At 68.6% G+C, this 17,231-nt stretch carries 13 protein-coding genes and 1 tRNA gene; 5 read left to right on the forward strand and 9 right to left on the reverse strand.

The features are described 5' to 3' along the window. Nucleotides 1-16: 16 nt before the first annotated feature. Nucleotides 17-538 carry a GNAT family N-acetyltransferase gene (locus EPA99_RS06310; protein WP_129470415.1) on the forward strand — a complete coding sequence of 174 codons (522 nt, stop codon included), beginning with the start codon at nt 17-19 and terminating at the stop codon, nt 536-538. Nucleotides 539-577: 39 nt separating this feature from the next. Here EPA99_RS06310 and EPA99_RS06315 read toward each other — a convergent pair whose 3' ends face one another. The 3 genes from EPA99_RS06315 to EPA99_RS06325 all read right to left on the reverse strand — a co-directional run bounded on the left by EPA99_RS06315 (nt 578) and on the right by EPA99_RS06325 (nt 3,369). Then, the gene (locus EPA99_RS06315; protein WP_206733702.1) at nt 578-1,738 is read right to left on the reverse strand and encodes a lactonase family protein; all 1,161 of its coding nucleotides are present in this window, start codon (nt 1,736-1,738) and stop codon (nt 578-580) included. 69 nt (nt 1,739-1,807) lie between these two features. Further along, nucleotides 1,808-2,740, reverse strand: a complete 933-nt coding sequence (locus EPA99_RS06320; RefSeq protein ID WP_129470328.1) for an NAD(P)/FAD-dependent oxidoreductase — start codon at nt 2,738-2,740, stop codon at nt 1,808-1,810. A 164-nt stretch (nt 2,741-2,904) separates the two neighbouring features. Continuing rightward, nucleotides 2,905-3,369, reverse strand: coding sequence for an Rrf2 family transcriptional regulator (locus tag EPA99_RS06325; protein ID WP_129470329.1), 465 nt, complete (start codon nt 3,367-3,369; stop codon nt 2,905-2,907). Nucleotides 3,370-3,627: 258 nt separating this feature from the next. On the opposite strand from EPA99_RS06325, the gene EPA99_RS06330 reads away from it, so the two are divergent. Beyond that, on the forward strand, nt 3,628-4,251 hold the full coding sequence (locus EPA99_RS06330) for an NAD(P)H-dependent oxidoreductase (RefSeq protein WP_129470330.1): 624 nt from the start codon (nt 3,628-3,630) through the stop codon (nt 4,249-4,251). 428 nt (nt 4,252-4,679) lie between these two features. On the opposite strand, the gene EPA99_RS06335 is transcribed toward EPA99_RS06330, so the two are convergent. The 6 genes from EPA99_RS06335 to EPA99_RS06360 form a co-directional block, all read right to left on the reverse strand. After that, complete coding sequence (locus EPA99_RS06335; RefSeq protein ID WP_129470331.1) at nt 4,680-6,155, reverse strand: efflux transporter outer membrane subunit; 1,476 nt, start codon at nt 6,153-6,155, stop codon at nt 4,680-4,682. Beyond that, nucleotides 6,149-6,895, reverse strand: a complete 747-nt coding sequence (locus tag EPA99_RS06340; protein WP_129470417.1) for an SDR family oxidoreductase — start codon at nt 6,893-6,895, stop codon at nt 6,149-6,151. The genes EPA99_RS06335 and EPA99_RS06340 overlap by 7 nt, the downstream gene beginning before the upstream one ends. A 41-nt stretch (nt 6,896-6,936) precedes the next feature. Further along, on the reverse strand, nt 6,937-10,125 hold the full coding sequence (locus EPA99_RS06345; protein WP_129470332.1) for an efflux RND transporter permease subunit: 3,189 nt from the start codon (nt 10,123-10,125) through the stop codon (nt 6,937-6,939). Between the two features lie 29 nt (nt 10,126-10,154). Beyond that, the gene (locus EPA99_RS06350) at nt 10,155-11,357 is read right to left on the reverse strand and encodes an efflux RND transporter periplasmic adaptor subunit (RefSeq protein ID WP_425479175.1); all 1,203 of its coding nucleotides are present in this window, start codon (nt 11,355-11,357) and stop codon (nt 10,155-10,157) included. Nucleotides 11,358-11,498: 141 nt separating this feature from the next. Next, a complete protein-coding gene (locus tag EPA99_RS06355; RefSeq protein ID WP_129470334.1) occupies nt 11,499-12,275 on the reverse strand; it encodes an SDR family NAD(P)-dependent oxidoreductase in 777 nt (258 codons plus the stop codon). After that, nucleotides 12,272-12,493: a hypothetical protein gene (locus EPA99_RS06360; RefSeq protein ID WP_129470335.1), complete on the reverse strand. Its 222-nt coding sequence runs from the start codon at nt 12,491-12,493 to the stop codon at nt 12,272-12,274. The genes EPA99_RS06355 and EPA99_RS06360 overlap by 4 nt, the downstream gene beginning before the upstream one ends. A gap of 133 nt (nt 12,494-12,626) precedes the next feature. On the opposite strand from EPA99_RS06360, the gene EPA99_RS06365 reads away from it, so the two are divergent. From EPA99_RS06365 to EPA99_RS06375, 3 genes are all read left to right on the forward strand, one after another. Beyond that, nucleotides 12,627-13,661, forward strand: a complete 1,035-nt coding sequence (locus EPA99_RS06365) for a LysR family transcriptional regulator (protein ID WP_129470336.1) — start codon at nt 12,627-12,629, stop codon at nt 13,659-13,661. Nucleotides 13,662-13,999: 338 nt separating this feature from the next. Continuing rightward, nucleotides 14,000-14,086 (forward strand) — tRNA-Leu (locus EPA99_RS06370). A 301-nt stretch (nt 14,087-14,387) separates the two neighbouring features. Beyond that, nucleotides 14,388-17,162, forward strand: coding sequence for a PAS domain-containing protein (locus EPA99_RS06375; protein WP_241688278.1), 2,775 nt, complete (start codon nt 14,388-14,390; stop codon nt 17,160-17,162). The last annotated feature ends 69 nt before the right edge of the window (nt 17,163-17,231 follow it).

Genomic DNA, 17,231 nt, shown 5'->3' on the forward strand with positions numbered 1-17,231 from the left:
ACGCGCCCATGCCGCCTTGCACCAGGTCACCTGCACCGAAGAACGCCACGCCGAGGCCATCCTGGCGATCTTCAACGATGCCATCGTAAATTCCACGGCGTTGTACGACTACGTGGAACGGCCGCGCAGCGCAATGACCGCCTGGTTCGCCGACAAGCAGGCCAGCGGCCATCCGGTGATCGGCCTGGAAGACGAGGACGGCACGCTGATGGGCTTTGCCAGCTATGGCCCGTTCCGCCCGCGCCCGGCCAACAAGTACACGATGGAGCACTCGGTGTACGTGGCGCCGGCCTACCGCGGCAAGGGGCTGGGGCGAGTCCTGCTGCAGGCCATCGTGGACGAGGCCGAGCGTCGGGACATCCATACCCTGGTGGGCGGCATCGACCTGGGCAATGCGGTCAGCATCGCCCTGCACGAGTCGCTGGGGTTCGAGCGCGCCGGGGTGATCCGCCATGCGGGCTTCAAGTTCGGCCGCTGGCTGGACCTGGTGTTCTACCAGCGCCTGCTCAGCGGACCGGCGCATCCGGTGGATGGTTGAAGGCAGGCCCGAGACGCTCCCACGACAGCTAACGGCGACTCAAGGCGCCGGCAGGAACTTCAGGTCCGACGGCGACGTCACCTGCACGGTCTGCACCACCTCGCCCAGCTTCCCAGTCTTGGCATCGCGCCGCATGACCACCACCGCGTTGCTCAACTGGTTGGCGACCAGGACGTAGCGGCCATCGGGCGAAAGCGTGAACTCGCGCGGATGGTCGCCCTCCACGCTGCGCCGCTGTACCTGCGTGAGCTGGCCGCTCTTGGCATCGACGGCGAACACCACCAGCTGGTTGTCGGTGCCGCGGTTGCTGACGTACAGGAACCGCCCGTCGGCGGACAGGTGCAGCGCCGCGGCCGAGTTCTTGCCGGCAAAGCCCTGGGGCGCCAGGTCCACCTGCTGGGTCTGCACCAGCTTGCCCTCGCGCACGTCGAAGCCCACCACCTGCCCCGGCATCTCCAGGGTCAACCAGGCATGGCGGCCGTCGGCGCTGAACAGCAGATGGCGTGGCCCGGAGCCCGGCGGCAGCACCACTTCCGGCTGGTCCGGGTCGCGGCTCAGCGGCGCCTCGGGCTGGGACGGATCGTAGCGATAGACATAGATGCGGTCCGCGCCCAGGTCCTGCGCATAGACCCGCTTGCCATCGGGCGAGACCACTGCCGAATGCACATGCGCGGCCTGCTGGCGCTCGGCGTTCACGCGGCTGGCGTGGTGGGTCTTGACCTGCACCGCGGGCTTGAGCTGGTCGCCCTGCACCGGCAGCACCACCAGGGTGCCGCCCGGATCGACCGAGCCGGAGTAGTTGGCCACGAACAGAAAGCGCCCGTCCCGGCTCAGCGAAGCGTGCGTGGGCTCGTTGCCCAGCGTGCTGATCTGGCTGGCCTGCTGCAGGTCGTGCGTGGCCGGATCGATGCGGAACGCGCTGGCACGGCCGATGGGATCGCGCTGGCCGGGGCCATTTTCGTTGACCACGAACAGCGTGCGGCCATCGGGCGCCACCACCAGCCAGGAGGGATTCTCCGCCGGGGCGACCTGGCGCGGCGCCTGGCCCAGCTTGCCGGCGGCCGGATCGAAGTCGAACACCTGGATGCCGCCGCTGCCGCTGGCGGTGTAGGTGCCGACCAGCAGGGTCTGCGGCGTGGCGGGCGGCATCGCGGCGGCGGACAGGCCGCTGGCAGCGCACAACAGGAGGGGACCGAACAAGGCAGGCTCCGTGATCTTGGATGAGCCGCCAAGTATCGGGCCTGGCGCGTTGCCGTGCCGCCAACCGCTTCACATCGCGCCGGCGCGGCATCGGGCTTCGATCATCGCCCGGTGCGCCGCCACCCCCGCCATCGCCCCGGCCGCCACCGCCAGCGGCACGCTCTGCATCGCCGTGGCCATGTCGCCGGCGGCGAATACGTTGGCCACGCTGGTCTGGCGCAGCTCGTCCACCTTGACGTAGCGGCCCAGCGGACCGTCAACCAGTTCGCAGCCCAGCTGGACGGCAAGATCGCTGGCCAGTTCGATGCCTGGTGCAGTGAACATCGCCGCCAGCGGAATCCGGCGCCCGTCCTGCAGTTGCGCAAAGCGCAGATGGGTTCCAGGGCCTTGCAGCGACACCACCGGGCTGTGCTCGAGCTGCACACCCAGTGCCTGCAGGCGTGCGGCCTGCGCCGCGTCCGGGAGATAGCGGCCCTGGCTGAAGTAGATCGTCGGCCCCCATTCGGAGACGACCTCGGCCTGGTGCGGACTCATGGCGCTGTTGGCCAGGATGCCCAGCGGCTGGCCGGCGAACTCGTAGCCATGGCAATACGGGCAATGCAGCACGCTCTGGCCCCAGCGCTCGGCCACGCCTTCCACCTGCGGCAGGACATCGCGGATGCCGCTGGCCAGGATCAGCTTGCCCGCGCGAACGGCCAGGCCCTCGTCCAGGGTGATGCAAAAGCCCTCGCCCTCGGGCTCGGCACGGCGCGCCAGGCCGATGTGCAGCTCAACCGTCGGGTAGGTCATCACTTGCGCCACTGCTTCGCCCAGCACTTGCGCTGGCGGCTTGCCGTCGTGGCCGATCAGGCCATGGGCCTGCTCGGCAAAGCGGTTGCGCGGCCGTCCGCCATCGATCACCAGCACGCGCTTGCGCGCGCGGCCCAACATCAAGGCGGCCGAGAGGCCGGCAAAACTGCCGCCCACGATCACCACGTCATAAGGCTCGGATACAGGCGACATTGCAGCGCTCCTCTCGGTTCGGGATGGTCGCCATTTTACGTAACTTTATTTGTTACTCAATAGGTCACGACGTCGCGGCTCGCGTTTTTGCGGACGAGAGCAAGGTTGAGGACATGTCGGGTGCTGCTTCCGGGTGACTGGCGGAGCCGGCCAATCCCGTGGGGTCAGACGAGATGCGCCTTGGCGGTCCTGCGGTCCCAGCCGCCCTTGCGGCACAGCGCATCGAACTGCGCGGCCAGATCGGCCAGGCTCACCTGGGCCAGGCGCGCCAGCAGCAAGGCCTCGGCCTGCTGGAGCGCATCGTCGATGGCGGCGTTGACCACCTTCTCCACCCCGCAGTCCGGATTGGGATGCTCATGGCCCAGCGCGAACAGCTTGGCGCCGCCCACGGCGCGGTGCACATCCAGCAGCGTGACCTGGGCCAGGTCGCAATCGATCAGCCAGCCGCCGCCGTGGCCGCCACCGGAACGCACATACCCCGCCTGGCGCAGGCCGGCCATGGTGCGCCGGACCACCACTGCATTGGTGCCGAGCATCTGCGCGATCTGCTCCGAGGTGAACGGCCCGTCGTGGCGCGCCATGTGCAGCAGCACATGCAGCATGCGGGACAGGCGGCTGTCGGTTCTCATCGCGCGTGGGTCGGCAGGAAGGCGCCGCAGGCTAGCACAGCGCAGATCCCACTCAAGAACGGGCAACGTCGTCACGGTGGTGAGCCGCGCGTGCACGACCGCCCTGCTCCAACGCCGTCCTCTGCGGCGCGACCGAGCAGGAAGTCCGTCCGATCGGGTGGACCGCTTCCCTTCACTGGCACCGATGGCACGGTGACGGCCTCGCAATACCTACAATTAGTAGGTTACTATTCGTAGGAATCAATGCCGGAGTCGCCCATGCATGCCCTGATCGTCGTCGCCCACCCCAATCCCGACTCGCATACCCATGCGGTCGCCAAGCAGCTCAGCATGGGGCTGACTGCCGCCGACGGGCAGCACACTTTCGAGATCGCCGACCTGGCCGCGGAAGGGTTCGACCCGCGCTTCATCAGGAACGATGTCGCAATACAGCTGAAGAGCGCAGCCATCGACAGCGACATCGCCGCCGAGCACGCGCGCCTGGAGCGGGCCGATGCCCTGGTCCTGGTGTATCCGATCTACTGGTGGTCCTTCCCCGCGCTGCTCAAGGGCTGGATCGATCGCGTCTTCGTCCAGGGCTGGGCCTATGAGGACGATGCAAACGGCAAGCTGGTCGGCAAGCTTGGGCACCTGCCGGTGCATCTGGTCGCCATCGGCGGCGCCGACCAGCGCACCTATGCGCGCCATGGCTACTTCGGCGCGATGAAGACGCAGATCGACCACGGCATCTTCGGCTACTGCGGCGCACGCGTGCACACCTCGGAGCTGCTCCTGCTGCCGGACCCTGCGTTTCCGCAGGCGCATTACGACACGGCGCGTGAGATTGGCCAGCGCGTTTTCCGCGCGACGGCTGCTCCGCGCGAGGAGCGCGCGCTGGCGTGAGCGCTGGCGAATAGTGAGCAAGCTTCCATAGATGCAGCTCTTCCTGTGGGAGCGGCTTCAGCCGCGAAGAGGCTTTCCCGGTGAAGCCCTTTCGCGGCTGAAGCCGCTCCCACAGAACAGGTGCACGCGGATGAATTGTCGCGGAGAAAAGTTGTTCGAGGCTTCCTCTACGCTCGGCATGAAGAGACGACCGAGTCGAAGAGCCTTACCGAGTTAGGGCCAGTGGTGTTGGAAGTCTGCTTTCCGCGACCAGCCACATCGCATCGAGACCTCCCGCACGACGACGAGGAATCAACAATACCCCGCGCCGGCAACAACGTCGGGCCCATGTCAGGCGCGCGGCCACCGGGGCTCGATGCCCTCGGTGGCCACGACGCCAGCCCGCACGCACGATCGCGCTGCACATGCGGACTGGACGCACCCGCTGCTCAGCGCATCACGGTCCTGGCGCTGCCAGCGGCCTGCTCCGGCACGATCTCCACCACCTTCTCGCCCGGCGGCTGGTCCAGCCAGCCGCCAGCCATGGCGCGGTAGAGACCGACCACGGCCTGGCCCTGCCCCGCGCGCCCCTGGGCAAGCGCGCTTTCGGCCAACAGGCGTGCGTTCTCCGCTTCCAGCAGTTCCAGCGTATCGATGGCGCCTTCGTCGAAGCGCAGGCGCGCGATGTCCGAAGCCCGGGCGCTGGCTTCCGCCGCTTCCTGCAGATGCGTCAGCTCACCGCGGCTGCCACGCCAGCGCGCCAGCGCGTCCTCGGCATCCTGCAGGGCCCGCAGCACGCTCTGGTCGTACAGGGCCAGCGACTCGGCCGCGCCGGCATTGGTGGCGGCGATCTGCGCACGCACCCGGCCGACATTGAGGAAGCCACCGCCCACGCCGACACCCAGCGTGCGGGTCTCGCTGTCGCGCTTGAACAGATCGCCGCTGGCCAGGGCCTGCGTACCGAACAGCGCGCTCAGGCTGATGCGCGGGAACAGGTCCGCAGTGGCCACCCCGACCTGGGCGGTGGCAGAGGCCAGGCGACGCTCGGCCGCGGCCACGTCCGGACGCCGGCGCAGCAGTTCGGCCGGCGCGTCGGTGGCGATGCGCTCGGGCAGCTGCGGCCAGGCCGCATCGGCGCTCAGCGAGGCCCAGAACTCGTCCGGGCGCTTGCCGGCCAGCACGGCGATGCCGTGCGCGACCTGCGCGGCCTGCGATTCCAGCGCGGGGATGCGGCTGCGCGTGCTTTCCAGCTGCGCGCGACTGCGGTCCACGTCGAAAGCGGTGGCAAAGCCCTCGCGCTGGCGCACTTCCAGCAGGTTGGCCGTGCGCGCCTGGTTCTCGGCGTTGGCCCGGGCGATGCGCAGCTGCTCCTGCAGACCGCGCAGCTGGAAGTAGCGCGACCCCAGCTCGCCGACGATGGACACCTGCAAGGCGGCCAGATCCGAGGCACGCGCCTGCGTGTCGGCACGCGCCGCCTCGGTGGCACGGCGCAGGCGGCCGAACAGGTCCAGCTCCCAGCTGAAGCCGACCTCGCCCTGGTAGACATCCTGGTCGCGCAGGTCGCGGTCGAACATCGGCAGGCCCGCCGCACTGGAGCGTCGGTCCTGGTAGCCGGCGTCGGCCTGCAACGTCGGCGCCTGGTTCCAGCGTGCCCCGCGCAACAGGGCGTTGGCCTGGCGATAGCGGGCCAGCGCGGCGACCAGGTCGCGGTTGTTGGCCAGCGCATCGTCCACCAGCTGGGTCAGCAGCGGGTCGTTGAACTGCTTCCAGAAGGCCGGGTCGGCATCGGCCTGGGCCGCGGTCTCGGTACCGGCGTGCAGATACGTGGCCGGTGTCGGGGTATCGGGCCGGACATAGTCCGGCCCCACGGTGCAGGCGGCCAGCAGCATGCTCAGCACGCCGGCGGCTAGGGGTTTGATCACCATGGCAGTGCCTCGTCCATGTAGAAGAATCCGGCGGTGGGACCGTCCGGGCCAATCAGCGCCAGGCGTACGCTGGTCTTGGCGCCCTCGGGCACGCTGATCTCGCCGCGCTGCTCGCCGTCGCTGTAGTTCATCTCGGTCTGCACGTAGCCGGGGTGGATGGTGTTGACCTTGATCGGCGTGCCGCGCAGCTCGTGCGCCAGGTGCACGGTCCAGGCGTTGACCGCGGTCTTGGACACGTCATAGGCCGGGATCTTCATCTCGTAGATCGGCGAGGCCGGATCCAGATGCGCGGTGATGGAACCGAGCAGGCTGGAGACGTTGACGATGCGGCCCGCGCTGGAGGCGCGGATCAGCGGCAGGAAGGCGTTGGTCACCGCGACCACGCCGAACAGGTTGGTGTCGAAGGTGCGGCGCCACACGTCCAGACCCTGCTCGGAGGGCTTCTTGGTGACGTCGTCCACCGCGATGCCGGCGTTGTTGACCAGGATGTCCAGGCGACCATGACGGGTCCTGACGGTGGCCACGGCCGCATCGATGCTGCCGGCGTCGGTGACGTCCAGCGCGATGGCTTCCACCGGCAGGCCCTCGCCCTGCAGCTTCAGCGCGGCCTCCACGGCGCGGTCGCGGTCGCGGCCGGCCAGCAGGGTGTGCACGCCGGCCTGCGCCAGCTGGCGGACGGTCTCAAGGCCGATGCCGCGGGTGGCGCCGGTGACCAGGGCGATCTTCTGTGCGTCGTTCATTTGCATGCTCTCTTGATGTTGTCGTTGGAATGCGGTGTCGGTCAGACGGCCTGGGTGCCGTGGCCATGGGCGTCGTCATGCGCCAGCGTGGCGGCCTTCTTCGCCTCGTGGCGCGTCACCAGCTTGCGCAGGGCGACGTAGAACACCGGCGTGAGGAACAGGCCGAACAGGGTCACGCCCAACATGCCGGCGAACACGGTGATGCCGGTGACCGAGCGCACTTCGGCGCCCGCGCCATGGCCCAGCAGCAGCGGCACGGTGCCGGCGATGAAGGCGATGGAGGTCATCACGATGGGACGCAGGCGCAGGCGGCAGGCTTCCAGCGCCGCCTCCACGATGCCCTTGCCCTGCATCTCCAGCTCGCGGGCGAACTCCACGATCAGGATCGCGTTCTTGCACGCCAGGCCCATCAGCACCACCAGGCCCACCTGCACGAACACGTTGTTGTCCCCGCCGGTCAGCCACACGCCCACCAGCGCGGACAGCAGCGTCATCGGCACGATCAGGATCACCGCCAGCGGCAGGCTCCAGCTTTCGTACAGCGCGGCCAGCACCAGGAAGGCCAGCAGCACGGCCATCGGGAACACGATCATCGCCGCATTGCCCTGGGTGTCCTGCTGATAGCTCAGGTCGGTCCATTCCAGGGTCATGCCGTTGGGCAGCACCGCCGGCGCCATGTCCTTCAACTTGGCCATGGCCTCGGTGGAGGACAGCACGCGCGGGTCGGCGCCGCCCACCAGGTCCGCGGCCGGATAGCCGTTGTAGCGGATCACCGGGTCCGGGCCGTAGCTCTGGCCCACGCTGACCATGCTGCCGATCGGCACCATCTCGCCGGCGGCATTGCGGGTGCGCAGGTTGCCGATGTCCTCCACGCTGTCGCGGAACTGGCCGTCGGCCTGGGCAATCACCTGCCAGGTGCGACCGAAACGGTTGAAGTCGTTGACGTAGCTGGAGCCCAGGTAGGTCTGCAGCGTGCCGAACAGGTCCGTCAGCGCCACGCCCTGGGTCTTGGCCTTCTCGCGGTCTACCTGCGCATCCAGCTGCGGCACGTTGCCCTGGTAGGTGCTGATCGGGAAGGACATGCCCGGGGTCTGCGAGATCGCCCCGGAGAAGGCCGTCGTCGCGTTCTGCAGCGCGCCGTAGCCCAGGCCGGCACGGTCCTGGATGTACAGCGAGTAGCCGGCGCCCTGCCCCAGGCCCAGGATTGGCGGCGGCATGATCGAGAACGCGAAGCCCTGCTGGATCTGGGCGATGCGCGCATTGATCTCGCCGTTGATCTCCGCGGCTGTGCGGCTGCGCTGGGCAAAGGGCTTGAGAGTGATGAACACCGTGCCGGTGTTGGGGGTGTTGGTGAACTGCAGCGGGTTCAGACCGGGGAAGGCGATGGCGCTGTCCACCCCAGGGGTCTGCAAGGCGATCGTGGTCATCTTGGCGATGACTTCATCGGTGCGTGCCAGCGAGGACCCTTCCGGCAGCTTGACGCCACCGATCAGGTACAGCTTGTCCTGCTCGGGGATGAAGCCGCCCGGCACCACCTTGAACATCAGCCCGGTGCCCACCAGCAGCAGCGCGTACACCGCGAACACCGCGCCGCGCTTGCCCAGGATCTTCGAGATCGAACCCTGGTACTTGTGCGAGCTGGTGTTGAAGAAGCGATTGAACGGGCGGAACAGCCAGCCGAACAGGCGGTCGATGATGCGCGTGGGGCGATCCTTGGCCGCACCGTGCGGCTTGAGCAGCATCGCGGCCAGGGCCGGGGACAGGGTCAGCGAATTGATCGCCGAGATCACCGTGGAGATGGCGATGGTGGTGGCGAACTGCTTGTAGAACTGACCGGTCACCCCGGACAGGAACGCCATCGGCACGAACACCGCGCACAGCACCAGCGCGATGGCCACGATCGGTCCGGAGACCTCGCGCATGGCCTGGTGGGCCGCCGCCAGCGGCGACAGGCCTTCCTCGATGTTGCGCTCGACGTTTTCCACCACCACGATCGCATCGTCCACCACGATGCCGATGGCCAGCACCAGGCCGAACAGGCTCAGCGTGTTGATCGAAAAGCCCAGCAGGTACAGCGCGGCGAAGGTGCCCACCACCGAGACCGGCACGGCCAGCAGCGGGATGATGGACGCGCGCCAGGTCTGCAGGAACAGGATCACCACGAACACCACCAGCACGATGGCTTCCAGCAGCGTCTGCACCACCGACTTGATCGAATCGCGCACGAACACGGTCGGGTCGTACGGGGCTTCCCAGGCCATGCCCTGCGGGAAACGCCCGCCCAGCTCGGCCATCTTGCCGCGCACCGCGTCGGACAGCTCGATGGCGTTGGCGCCCGGCGACTGGAACACGCCGATGCCCACCGCGGCCTTGCCGTTCAACTGCGAGCGCAGGGTGTAGTCGCCCGCACCCAGCTCCAGCCGCGCCACATCGCGCAGGTGCACGATCTCGCCGGCCTGGCCGGCCTTGAGCACGATGTCGCCGAACTGCTCCTCGGTCTGCAGGCGGCCCTGGGCGTTGATCGGCAGCAGGAAGTCCGAGGCGTTGGGCATGGGCTCGGCGCCAAGCTGGCCGGCCGAGACCTGCACGTTCTGCTCGCGGATGGCGGTCAGCACGTCGTTGGCGGTCAGGCCGCGCGCGGCCACCTTGTCCGGGTCCAGCCAGATGCGCATGGCGTAGTCGCCGGCGCCGAAGATGTTGATCTGGCCCACGCCCGGCAGGCGCGACAGCTCATCCTTGATCTTCAGCGTGGCGTAGTTGCGCAGGTACTGCGAGTCGTAGCGACCGTCCGGCGAGGTCAGGTGCACCACCATGGTCAGCGTGGGCGACTGCTTCTGCGTGGTCACGCCCTGGCGGCGCACGTCCTCGGGCAGGCGCGCCTCGGCCTGGCTGACGCGGTTCTGCACCTGCACCTGGGCCTGGTCCGGGTCGGTGCCGGGCTTGAAGGTCACCGTGGTGACCAGCACGCCATCGGAGCCGGCGACGGACTTCATGTACATCATGTTTTCCACGCCGTTGATCGCCTCCTCCAGCGGCGTGGCGACGGTTTCGGCGATGACCTTGGGGTTGGCGCCCGGATAGACCGCACGCACCTGCACGCTCGGCGGCACCACGTCGGGGTACTCGCTGATGGGCAGCAGGGGCATGGCGATCAGGCCGGACACGAAGATGACGATCGACAGCACGGCCGCGAAGATCGGCCTGTCGATGAAGAAGCGGGAGATATTCATGGTGTGGGTTCCCGTCGGCGCAGGGCCGATCAGTGCGTGCCCGCGGCGGCGACGGTGCGCGCCGGCTCGGGCTGGAGCTTCAGGGGCTTGGCGTCCACCGGCATGCCCGGCATGAAGACCTTCTGCACGCCGTCGACGATCACGCGGTCGCCGCTGGCCAGGCCCTTGTCGACGATGCGCAGGCCCTCGGCCTGGCGGCCGAGCACGACGTCGCGGCGCTGGGCCTTGCCGTCCTTGTCCACCACGTAGACGTACTTGCGGTCCTGGTCGGTCATCACCGAGCGCTCATCGATCAGCGTGGCCTTCATCTCGCCGCTGCCCAGCAGGCGCACGCGGGCGAACAGGCCCGGGGTGAAGCTGCGGTCCTGGTTGTCCAGCACCGCGCGCACGCGGATGGTGCCGGTGCTGCGCGCGACCTGGTTGTCCACGAAGTCCACGTGGCCCTCGTGCGGATAGCCGTCCTCGCCCACCAGGCCGATCTGCACCGGCACATTGGTGTCGCGCGCGCCCGGGCGCTGGCCCGACTGGGCCATGCGCACGTAGCGCTGGAAGGTGCCTTCGTCGGCATCGAAATGCACGTGCACCTTGTCCAGCGACACCAGCGTGGTCAGCACGCTGGCCGCATCGCCGGCGGTGACCAGGTTGCCGGCGGTGACCAGCGCGCGGCCGGCACGGCCATCGATGGGCGCGCGCACCTGGGTCCATTCCAGGTTCAGGCGCGCCTGGTCGACCGCGGCCTGGGCAGCTTCGACATTCGCGCGGGCTTCGGCTTCGGCCGAGCGGCGCTGTTCGACCGCCTCGGTGGCGATGGCCTGCTGCTGGGCCAGGCGGCCGGCACGCTCGGACTCGCTGCGGCTCAGCGTGGCCTGGCTGCGCGCGCGGGCCAGCTCGGCCTGGGCGCGGGCCAGTTCGGCGCGATAGCTGCGCGCGTCGATGGTGAACATCACCTGGCCCTGCTTCAGTTCCTGGCCTTCGACGTAGTTGACCTTGTCGATGTAGCCGGACACGCGCGGACGCAGCTCGACGGTCTGCACGGCTTCGACGCGGCCGCTGAACTCATCCCACTGGTGGATGTTCTTGACCAGGACCGGGGCGACGCCCACGGCCGGCGGCGGCGGTGCGGACTGTTCGGCGGCGTTGCCGCTGCAGCCGGCGATGACCGCCAAGGCCAGCGCGCTAGCGGCCATCAGGGCCAGGCGACGCGACGTCCAGGTGGATGCTTGGAGGGAGATTTTCATGAGGAGCCTCTTGGGTGGAGGAGACGAGGAACAAAACAGCCCCTGCGTCCACGCGAGCGCGGACGGTCGGGAGAAGCGAATGCGATGCGGTGCGCAGCCTGCGACCTCAACCGAAGTTGAGGTCAAGCGCCGCGGTCATGGAGGGTCGGCGGTGCTGGCGCGTTCCAGTGGGTACAGCGGCTGGGTGGGCACGCAGGCCTTGCTGCCGGCACGGCCGATGATCGGCGCGGCTGGGCCCTTGTGCGTCATCAGCGCCACCGCCTGGCGACCGACCGCCAGCGCGCTGGGCCACTCGGCGCAGGCGTCGGCGGCGTTCTCCGGGGTGGAGATCGGGTGTTCGGTGGCCAGCAGCTGCACGCGCACGCCCAACTGCGCGGCTTCCTCGTGCAGCATCTGCGCCAGCATGCGGGTGGCCGCGGCGGCCACCGAGTAATGCCCGTGCCCGGCCCAGCCGTTCTTGGGCAGCGGCCCGTCCAGCAGCACGTAGTGGCAGGACTGGTACGGCGACTCCTCGTTGAAGCGTGCCAGCAGCGGCAGCAGGTGGCGGGCAGCGGCCAGGTGCGGCAGCACGTCCTGCTCGATCCGCTCGCGCAGCACGTCGGCCGGCTGGTCCAGCAGGCGCCCAGCCCTGGGCAGGCCCGACAGGCTGGCGAACACGGCGCGCAGGGGCTTGCCGCGCTGAGCGATGCGCTGCGCCAGGGACTGCGCCGCGGCTTCGTCGGCCACCGAGGCCTCACGCAGGAAGGTCAGTCCCGGTTCGTCGGCGAAGTAGTCGGCCAGCGCCTGCATGCGCGGACCGTCGCGGCCGACGGCCAGCACCGGGCTGCCCACTTCCAGCAGCGCCCCGACCAGCCCATAACCGATCACGCCATCGGCGCCGAGCACCAGCGCTTCAGGATTGGACCGTCTCACGGGATGTTTCCTCCCATATCCGGGATAATCCCGCCAGCGGGATGCTGCCGGACGCGCCGCGCCCCCAGCTGCACGCTGGCCCCGCCCTGATGGCGGCGCGGCGTGGTGAACTCGCGAAAGCCTTCGCCGGGCTTGCGATCGCGCAACGCGTCGCTGAAATTCCCAATACGCACGGGGGATTTCCAGTTCGACGCCAGCAGTCTCAGAAGTTTGGTCATGGCGGGCCTCGTCGGTCCTTCATTCGATGGACGACACCTTAGGCCGCAAATGAGGACTTGATTAGTCCGGATTTGAGGGAATAATCATCCCACGGCCGGGCCAATCGGTTCGGCGGCCCACCATGGAGCCCCCATGACCCACGATCTCAACGACACCCTGATCTTCGTCAAGGTTGTCGAGCAAGGCAGCTTCATCGCAGCAGCCAACTCCCTCGGGCTGCCCAAGACCACCGTCAGCCGCAAGGTGCAGGAACTGGAAACGCGCCTGGGCGCGCAGCTGTTGCACCGGACCACGCGTCGCCTCGGCCTGACCGAGGCCGGCACCGTGTACTTCGAACACAGCCAGCGCATCGCCCAGGAGCTGGAAGAAGCCGAGAGCGCGGTGGGCCAGCTGCAGTCCGGCCCGCGCGGCTGGCTGCGCTTCACCGTGCCCTACTCCATCGGCATCACCTGGATCGCGCCGCTGCTGGGCCCGTTCCGCGAGTTGTACCCGGAGATCCAGCTGGACATGCACCTGGGCAACGAAACCCAGGACCTGATCGGCAGCGAGTACGATCTGGCCCTGCGCGGCGGCAAGCTGCCCGACTCGGGCCTGGTGGCGCGCAAGCTGGCCACCCTGCGCACGCAGATCTTCGCCAGCCCACGCTACCTGGAAGAACACGGCGAGCCGCTGCACCCCAACGACCTTCAGTACCACCGCACCCTGGCGATGCGGAAGAACCGCGTCGGCAATCGCTTCGCCTGGACGCTGAGCAATGGCCACGAGACCACCGACTTCACGGTCAATCCCTTCGTAGTCGCTAACGACCCGGCCGCCCTGCACGGCGCGCTGGCCTGCGGCGAAGGCCTGATGCTGACCGGCGACGTGTCCGCCAAGCCCTACGTGGAAGCCGGGGTGATCCGCCGCGTGCTGGCCGGCTGGACCGGGCCGGAGTACGACTTCAGCGCGGTGTTCCTGGGCGGCAAGCTGATGTCGCCCAAGGTGCGCGCCTTCGTCGACTTCCTGGTCGAACGCCTCAACTTCGACGCCGACTACATGATGGCCATGTGCCCGGTGCTGATGGCCGAGAAGGAAGCGCAAGCGGCTGCCCTGCGCGAGCGCGAGCAGCAGCTGGAGGAGGACGGCGACACCGGCCAGCGCATCCTGGAGGAGATCACGCGCGACTGATCGCGCGCCTGGCCGTCGGCCGCGATGGGCGTTCAGCGGAAGAACCTCATCGCGGCCAGGTCATCTCGCACCACCCTGCAAGGATCCTGTGGGAGCGGCTCCAGGTGGCCTAGGGCCATCAGCCGCGAAGGGGAATTTCCCGGTAAAGCCCCTTCGCGGCTAAAGCCGCTCCTACCCTCTTGTGGAGCGGATCTTCATCGGCCATCGCATGAGGCCAAGCCACCGACGCTTCATGCGCGCGGCAGCCTCGGGCACAACGACCCAACCCCGGTCGCTGCGCACCCACCACCCCAGGTGCCTTTCCATTTGCGCGCGCCTCAGGCAGGCTATCGGCGCGGGCCCGGATGGCGAAATCGGTAGACGCACCAGACTTAAAATCTGTCGGGAGCAATCCCATGCCGGTTCGATCCCGGCTCCGGGCACCAGCGACGATGTGAGCGAAAGGGGGCGTCTGGCGGCGCGATCGATCCGGATGCAGGCGCTGCCGCGGGCGGCACGCCATCGGCCGGTTCGAGCGCCGGCAGCAGGCCTCATCCAAGCTCGCCCTTGCAGTCCCACCATGGCCCGGGGGTGTCATGCAGGCTGGCTCTTCTCGTATCGATACCGCACGGTATCACCGCACCGGCATGGCCCGGACCTTATGCTGTGGCGCGGCCCGGGTCAGGGCCGGCCAAAGTCCGTTGAAAGGTCCTGCACTCCGTGAACCCCTCGCTGCCCCGACCGCCCGTGCCTGACACCGAACGCGTCAGCATGGCCCTGGCCGCCGGCGCGATCGTCGGCACCTGGATCTGGGACCTGTCCCAGGACGGACTGACGATCGACGATGCACTGGCCAAGGCCTTCGACCTGGATCCCGCAGCGCCACGTGAGCGTGTGCGCCTGGAACTGCTGCTGGACTCGATCCACCCCGAGGACCGGCCCGCGGTCGAAGCGGCCATCGCCAGCGCGCTGCAGCGCGGCGGCCGCTATGGGGAGCAGTATCGGGTCCGGCTGCATGACGGCGGCTATCGCTGGATCGAGGCGATCGGCCAGGTGGATCATGATCCATCAGGCAAGGCGCGACGCTTCTCCGGCGTGCTGATCGATATCGATGAGCGCAGGCGCATCGAGGCCGAGCGCGACCAGGCCCAGGCGCTGCTGCGCTCCTTCATCGAAGCGGCCCCGGGCGTGGTCTACGCCAAGGATCGCCAGGGTCGCATGCTGATCGGCAACCGCGGCACCACCGAACTCATCGGCATGCCCCCGGAGCAGTACGTGGGCCGCACCGACGCCGAGTTCCTGGCCGATCCGGACCAGGCTGCGGCGATCATGGCCGTGGACGAGCGCATCATGTCCAGCGGGCAGTCCGAGCAGGTCGAGGAGGAAGTCAGCTTCCCCGATGGCACCCACGCCTACTGGCTGTCCACCAAGGCGCCGCTGCGCGATGCCGAGGGCCAGGTCATCGGCCTGATCGGCACCTCCCTGGACATCACCCAGCGCAAGCTCGATGAAGCCCGGCACCGGGAGACCGAGGAGCGCTATCGCCTGGCGGCACGGGCGACCAACGACGCCATCTGGGATTGGCGCATGTCCGACGACCAGGTGGTCTGGAACGAGGCGATGGGCGACCTGTTCGGCCATCCGGTCACCCAGACCGATGCGGCGTGGTGGCTGGACCATATCCATCCGCAGGATCGGGATCGGGTCGAAACCACCATCCAGGCGGTGATCAACGCAGGCGGGACCGGCTGGGTAAGCGAATACCGTTTCCGCAGGATCGACGGCAGCTATGCGGACGTGCTGGACCGCGGCGCGGTCCTGCGCGGCGAAGGCGGCGAACCGATCCGCATGATCGGCGCGATGCTGGACCTGACCGAGCGCCGCATGGCCGAAGCCGCGCTGGCCGAGAGCGAGGAGCGCCTGCGCCTGGCCACCGAAGCCGGCGACATGGGCTTCTGGGATGTGGATGTCATCCGCGACAAGCTGATCTGGCCGGCGCGGACCAAGGCCATGTTCGGCATCTCCCCGGGCGTGGAGGTGTCGATGCAGGACTTCTATGGCGGCCTGCACCCGGACGACCTGGCGCCCACCAGTCAGGCCTTCGCCGCCGCGGCAGACCCGGTGCAACGCGCGTTGTACGACGTGGAGTACCGCACCATCGGCAAGGAGGACGGGATCGTGCGCTGGGTGGCGGCCAAGGGCCGCGGCATCTTCGTTGAGGATCGCTGCGTGCGCGTGGTCGGCGTGGCCATCGACGTCACCGAGCGCAAGGCCGCGCAGGCGCGCCTGCAGGAATTGAACGAGCACCTGGAGAGCCGGGTGCTGGAGGAGGTCGAGGCGCGCACGCGCATCGAGAACGCGCTGCGGCAGAGCCAGAAGATGGAAGCGGTGGGCCAGCTGACCGGTGGCATTGCCCACGACTTCAACAACATGCTGACCACGGTGATCGGGCCGCTGGAGGTCCTGGAAGCCCGCCTGGGCGAGAGCGACCCGCGCATCCGGCGCTGCATCAGCATGGCCCAGGATGGCGCGCGTCGCGCGGCCGAACTGACCCGGCGCCTGCTCGCGTTCTCGCGCAAGCAGCCGCTGCAGCCGGTGCAGGTGGATGCCAATGCGCTGATCGTGGGCATGTCCGAGCTGATCACCCGCTCGCTGGGCAGCAGCATCCAGCTGGAGACCGTCCAAAGCGCGGGGCTTTGGTGGACGCGGGTGGATCCCAACCAGCTGGAGAACGTGATCCTCAACCTGGCCGTCAACGCGCGCGATGCGATGCCCGACGGCGGCCAGCTGCGCATCCGCACCGCGAACTGCGAAATCACGGAGCACGGTGCGGTGCCGTCGGATGTCCCGCCGGGCCAATACGTGGTCATCGAAGTCTCCGACACCGGCACCGGCATGCCGGCCGAGGTGCTGGCCAAGGCCTTCGACCCCTTCTTCACCACCAAGCCCGCCGGCCGCGGCACTGGCCTTGGCCTGTCGCAGGTGTATGGCTTTGTCACCCAGTCCGCGGGCCATGTCAGGCTCGAATCCGAGCTTGGACGCGGCACTACCATCCGCATCCATCTGCCGCGCGTGCTGCAGGCCGACTTGACCCCGGTGGTGGCGACAAGCGGCGGCGACGCCTGTGGACCGGTGCGCGCCGAGCTGATCCTGGTCGTCGATGACGAACCCGGCGTCCTGGAGTTCTCCAGCACCGCGCTCGCCGAACTGGGCTACCGCGTGTTGACCGCCGGCAGCCCGGCGGCGGCGCTGGACCTGCTCAAACAGCACCGTGAGGTCGACCTGCTGTTCACCGACGTGGTGATGCCCGGCGCCAGCGGCCCGCAGTTGGCTGCTGCCGCCAGGGTGCTGTCACCGCAGCTCAAGGTGCTGTTCACCAGCGGCTACACCCGCGATGAGATGGGCCATAACGGCGTCCAGGACCCAGGCGTCCACCTGCTGCACAAGCCTTATTCCCTGGACGCCCTGGCCCGTCAGGTCCGTGCGGTGCTGGACGAGCCCGCTTCGGTCGCTGTCGCCTGACCACCCGCGGCCGCGCGCTTCGTGCGAGACGGCCGTGCTGCGTGGCAGTCGTCTCGCCCAGGCGCCGCG

The organism is Pseudoxanthomonas composti, from assembly GCF_004122095.1.
In the GTDB taxonomy this organism is placed as follows: Bacteria; Pseudomonadota; Gammaproteobacteria; order Xanthomonadales; family Xanthomonadaceae; genus Pseudoxanthomonas_A; species Pseudoxanthomonas_A composti.

Coding starts and splice junctions, on each gene's coding strand:
- EPA99_RS06320 (WP_129470328.1), bottom strand. CDS start 2,740: ATGTCGCCTGTATCCGAGCCTTATGACGTGGTGATCGTGGGCGGCAGT.
- EPA99_RS06325 (WP_129470329.1), bottom strand. CDS start 3,369: ATGAGAACCGACAGCCGCCTGTCCCGCATGCTGCATGTGCTGCTGCAC.
- EPA99_RS06330 (WP_129470330.1), top strand. CDS start 3,628: ATGCATGCCCTGATCGTCGTCGCCCACCCCAATCCCGACTCGCATACC.
- EPA99_RS06335 (WP_129470331.1), bottom strand. CDS start 6,155: ATGGTGATCAAACCCCTAGCCGCCGGCGTGCTGAGCATGCTGCTGGCC.
- EPA99_RS06340 (WP_129470417.1), bottom strand. CDS start 6,895: ATGAACGACGCACAGAAGATCGCCCTGGTCACCGGCGCCACCCGCGGC.
- EPA99_RS06345 (WP_129470332.1), bottom strand. CDS start 10,125: ATGAATATCTCCCGCTTCTTCATCGACAGGCCGATCTTCGCGGCCGTG.
- EPA99_RS06360 (WP_129470335.1), bottom strand. CDS start 12,493: ATGACCAAACTTCTGAGACTGCTGGCGTCGAACTGGAAATCCCCCGTG.
- EPA99_RS06365 (WP_129470336.1), top strand. CDS start 12,627: ATGACCCACGATCTCAACGACACCCTGATCTTCGTCAAGGTTGTCGAG.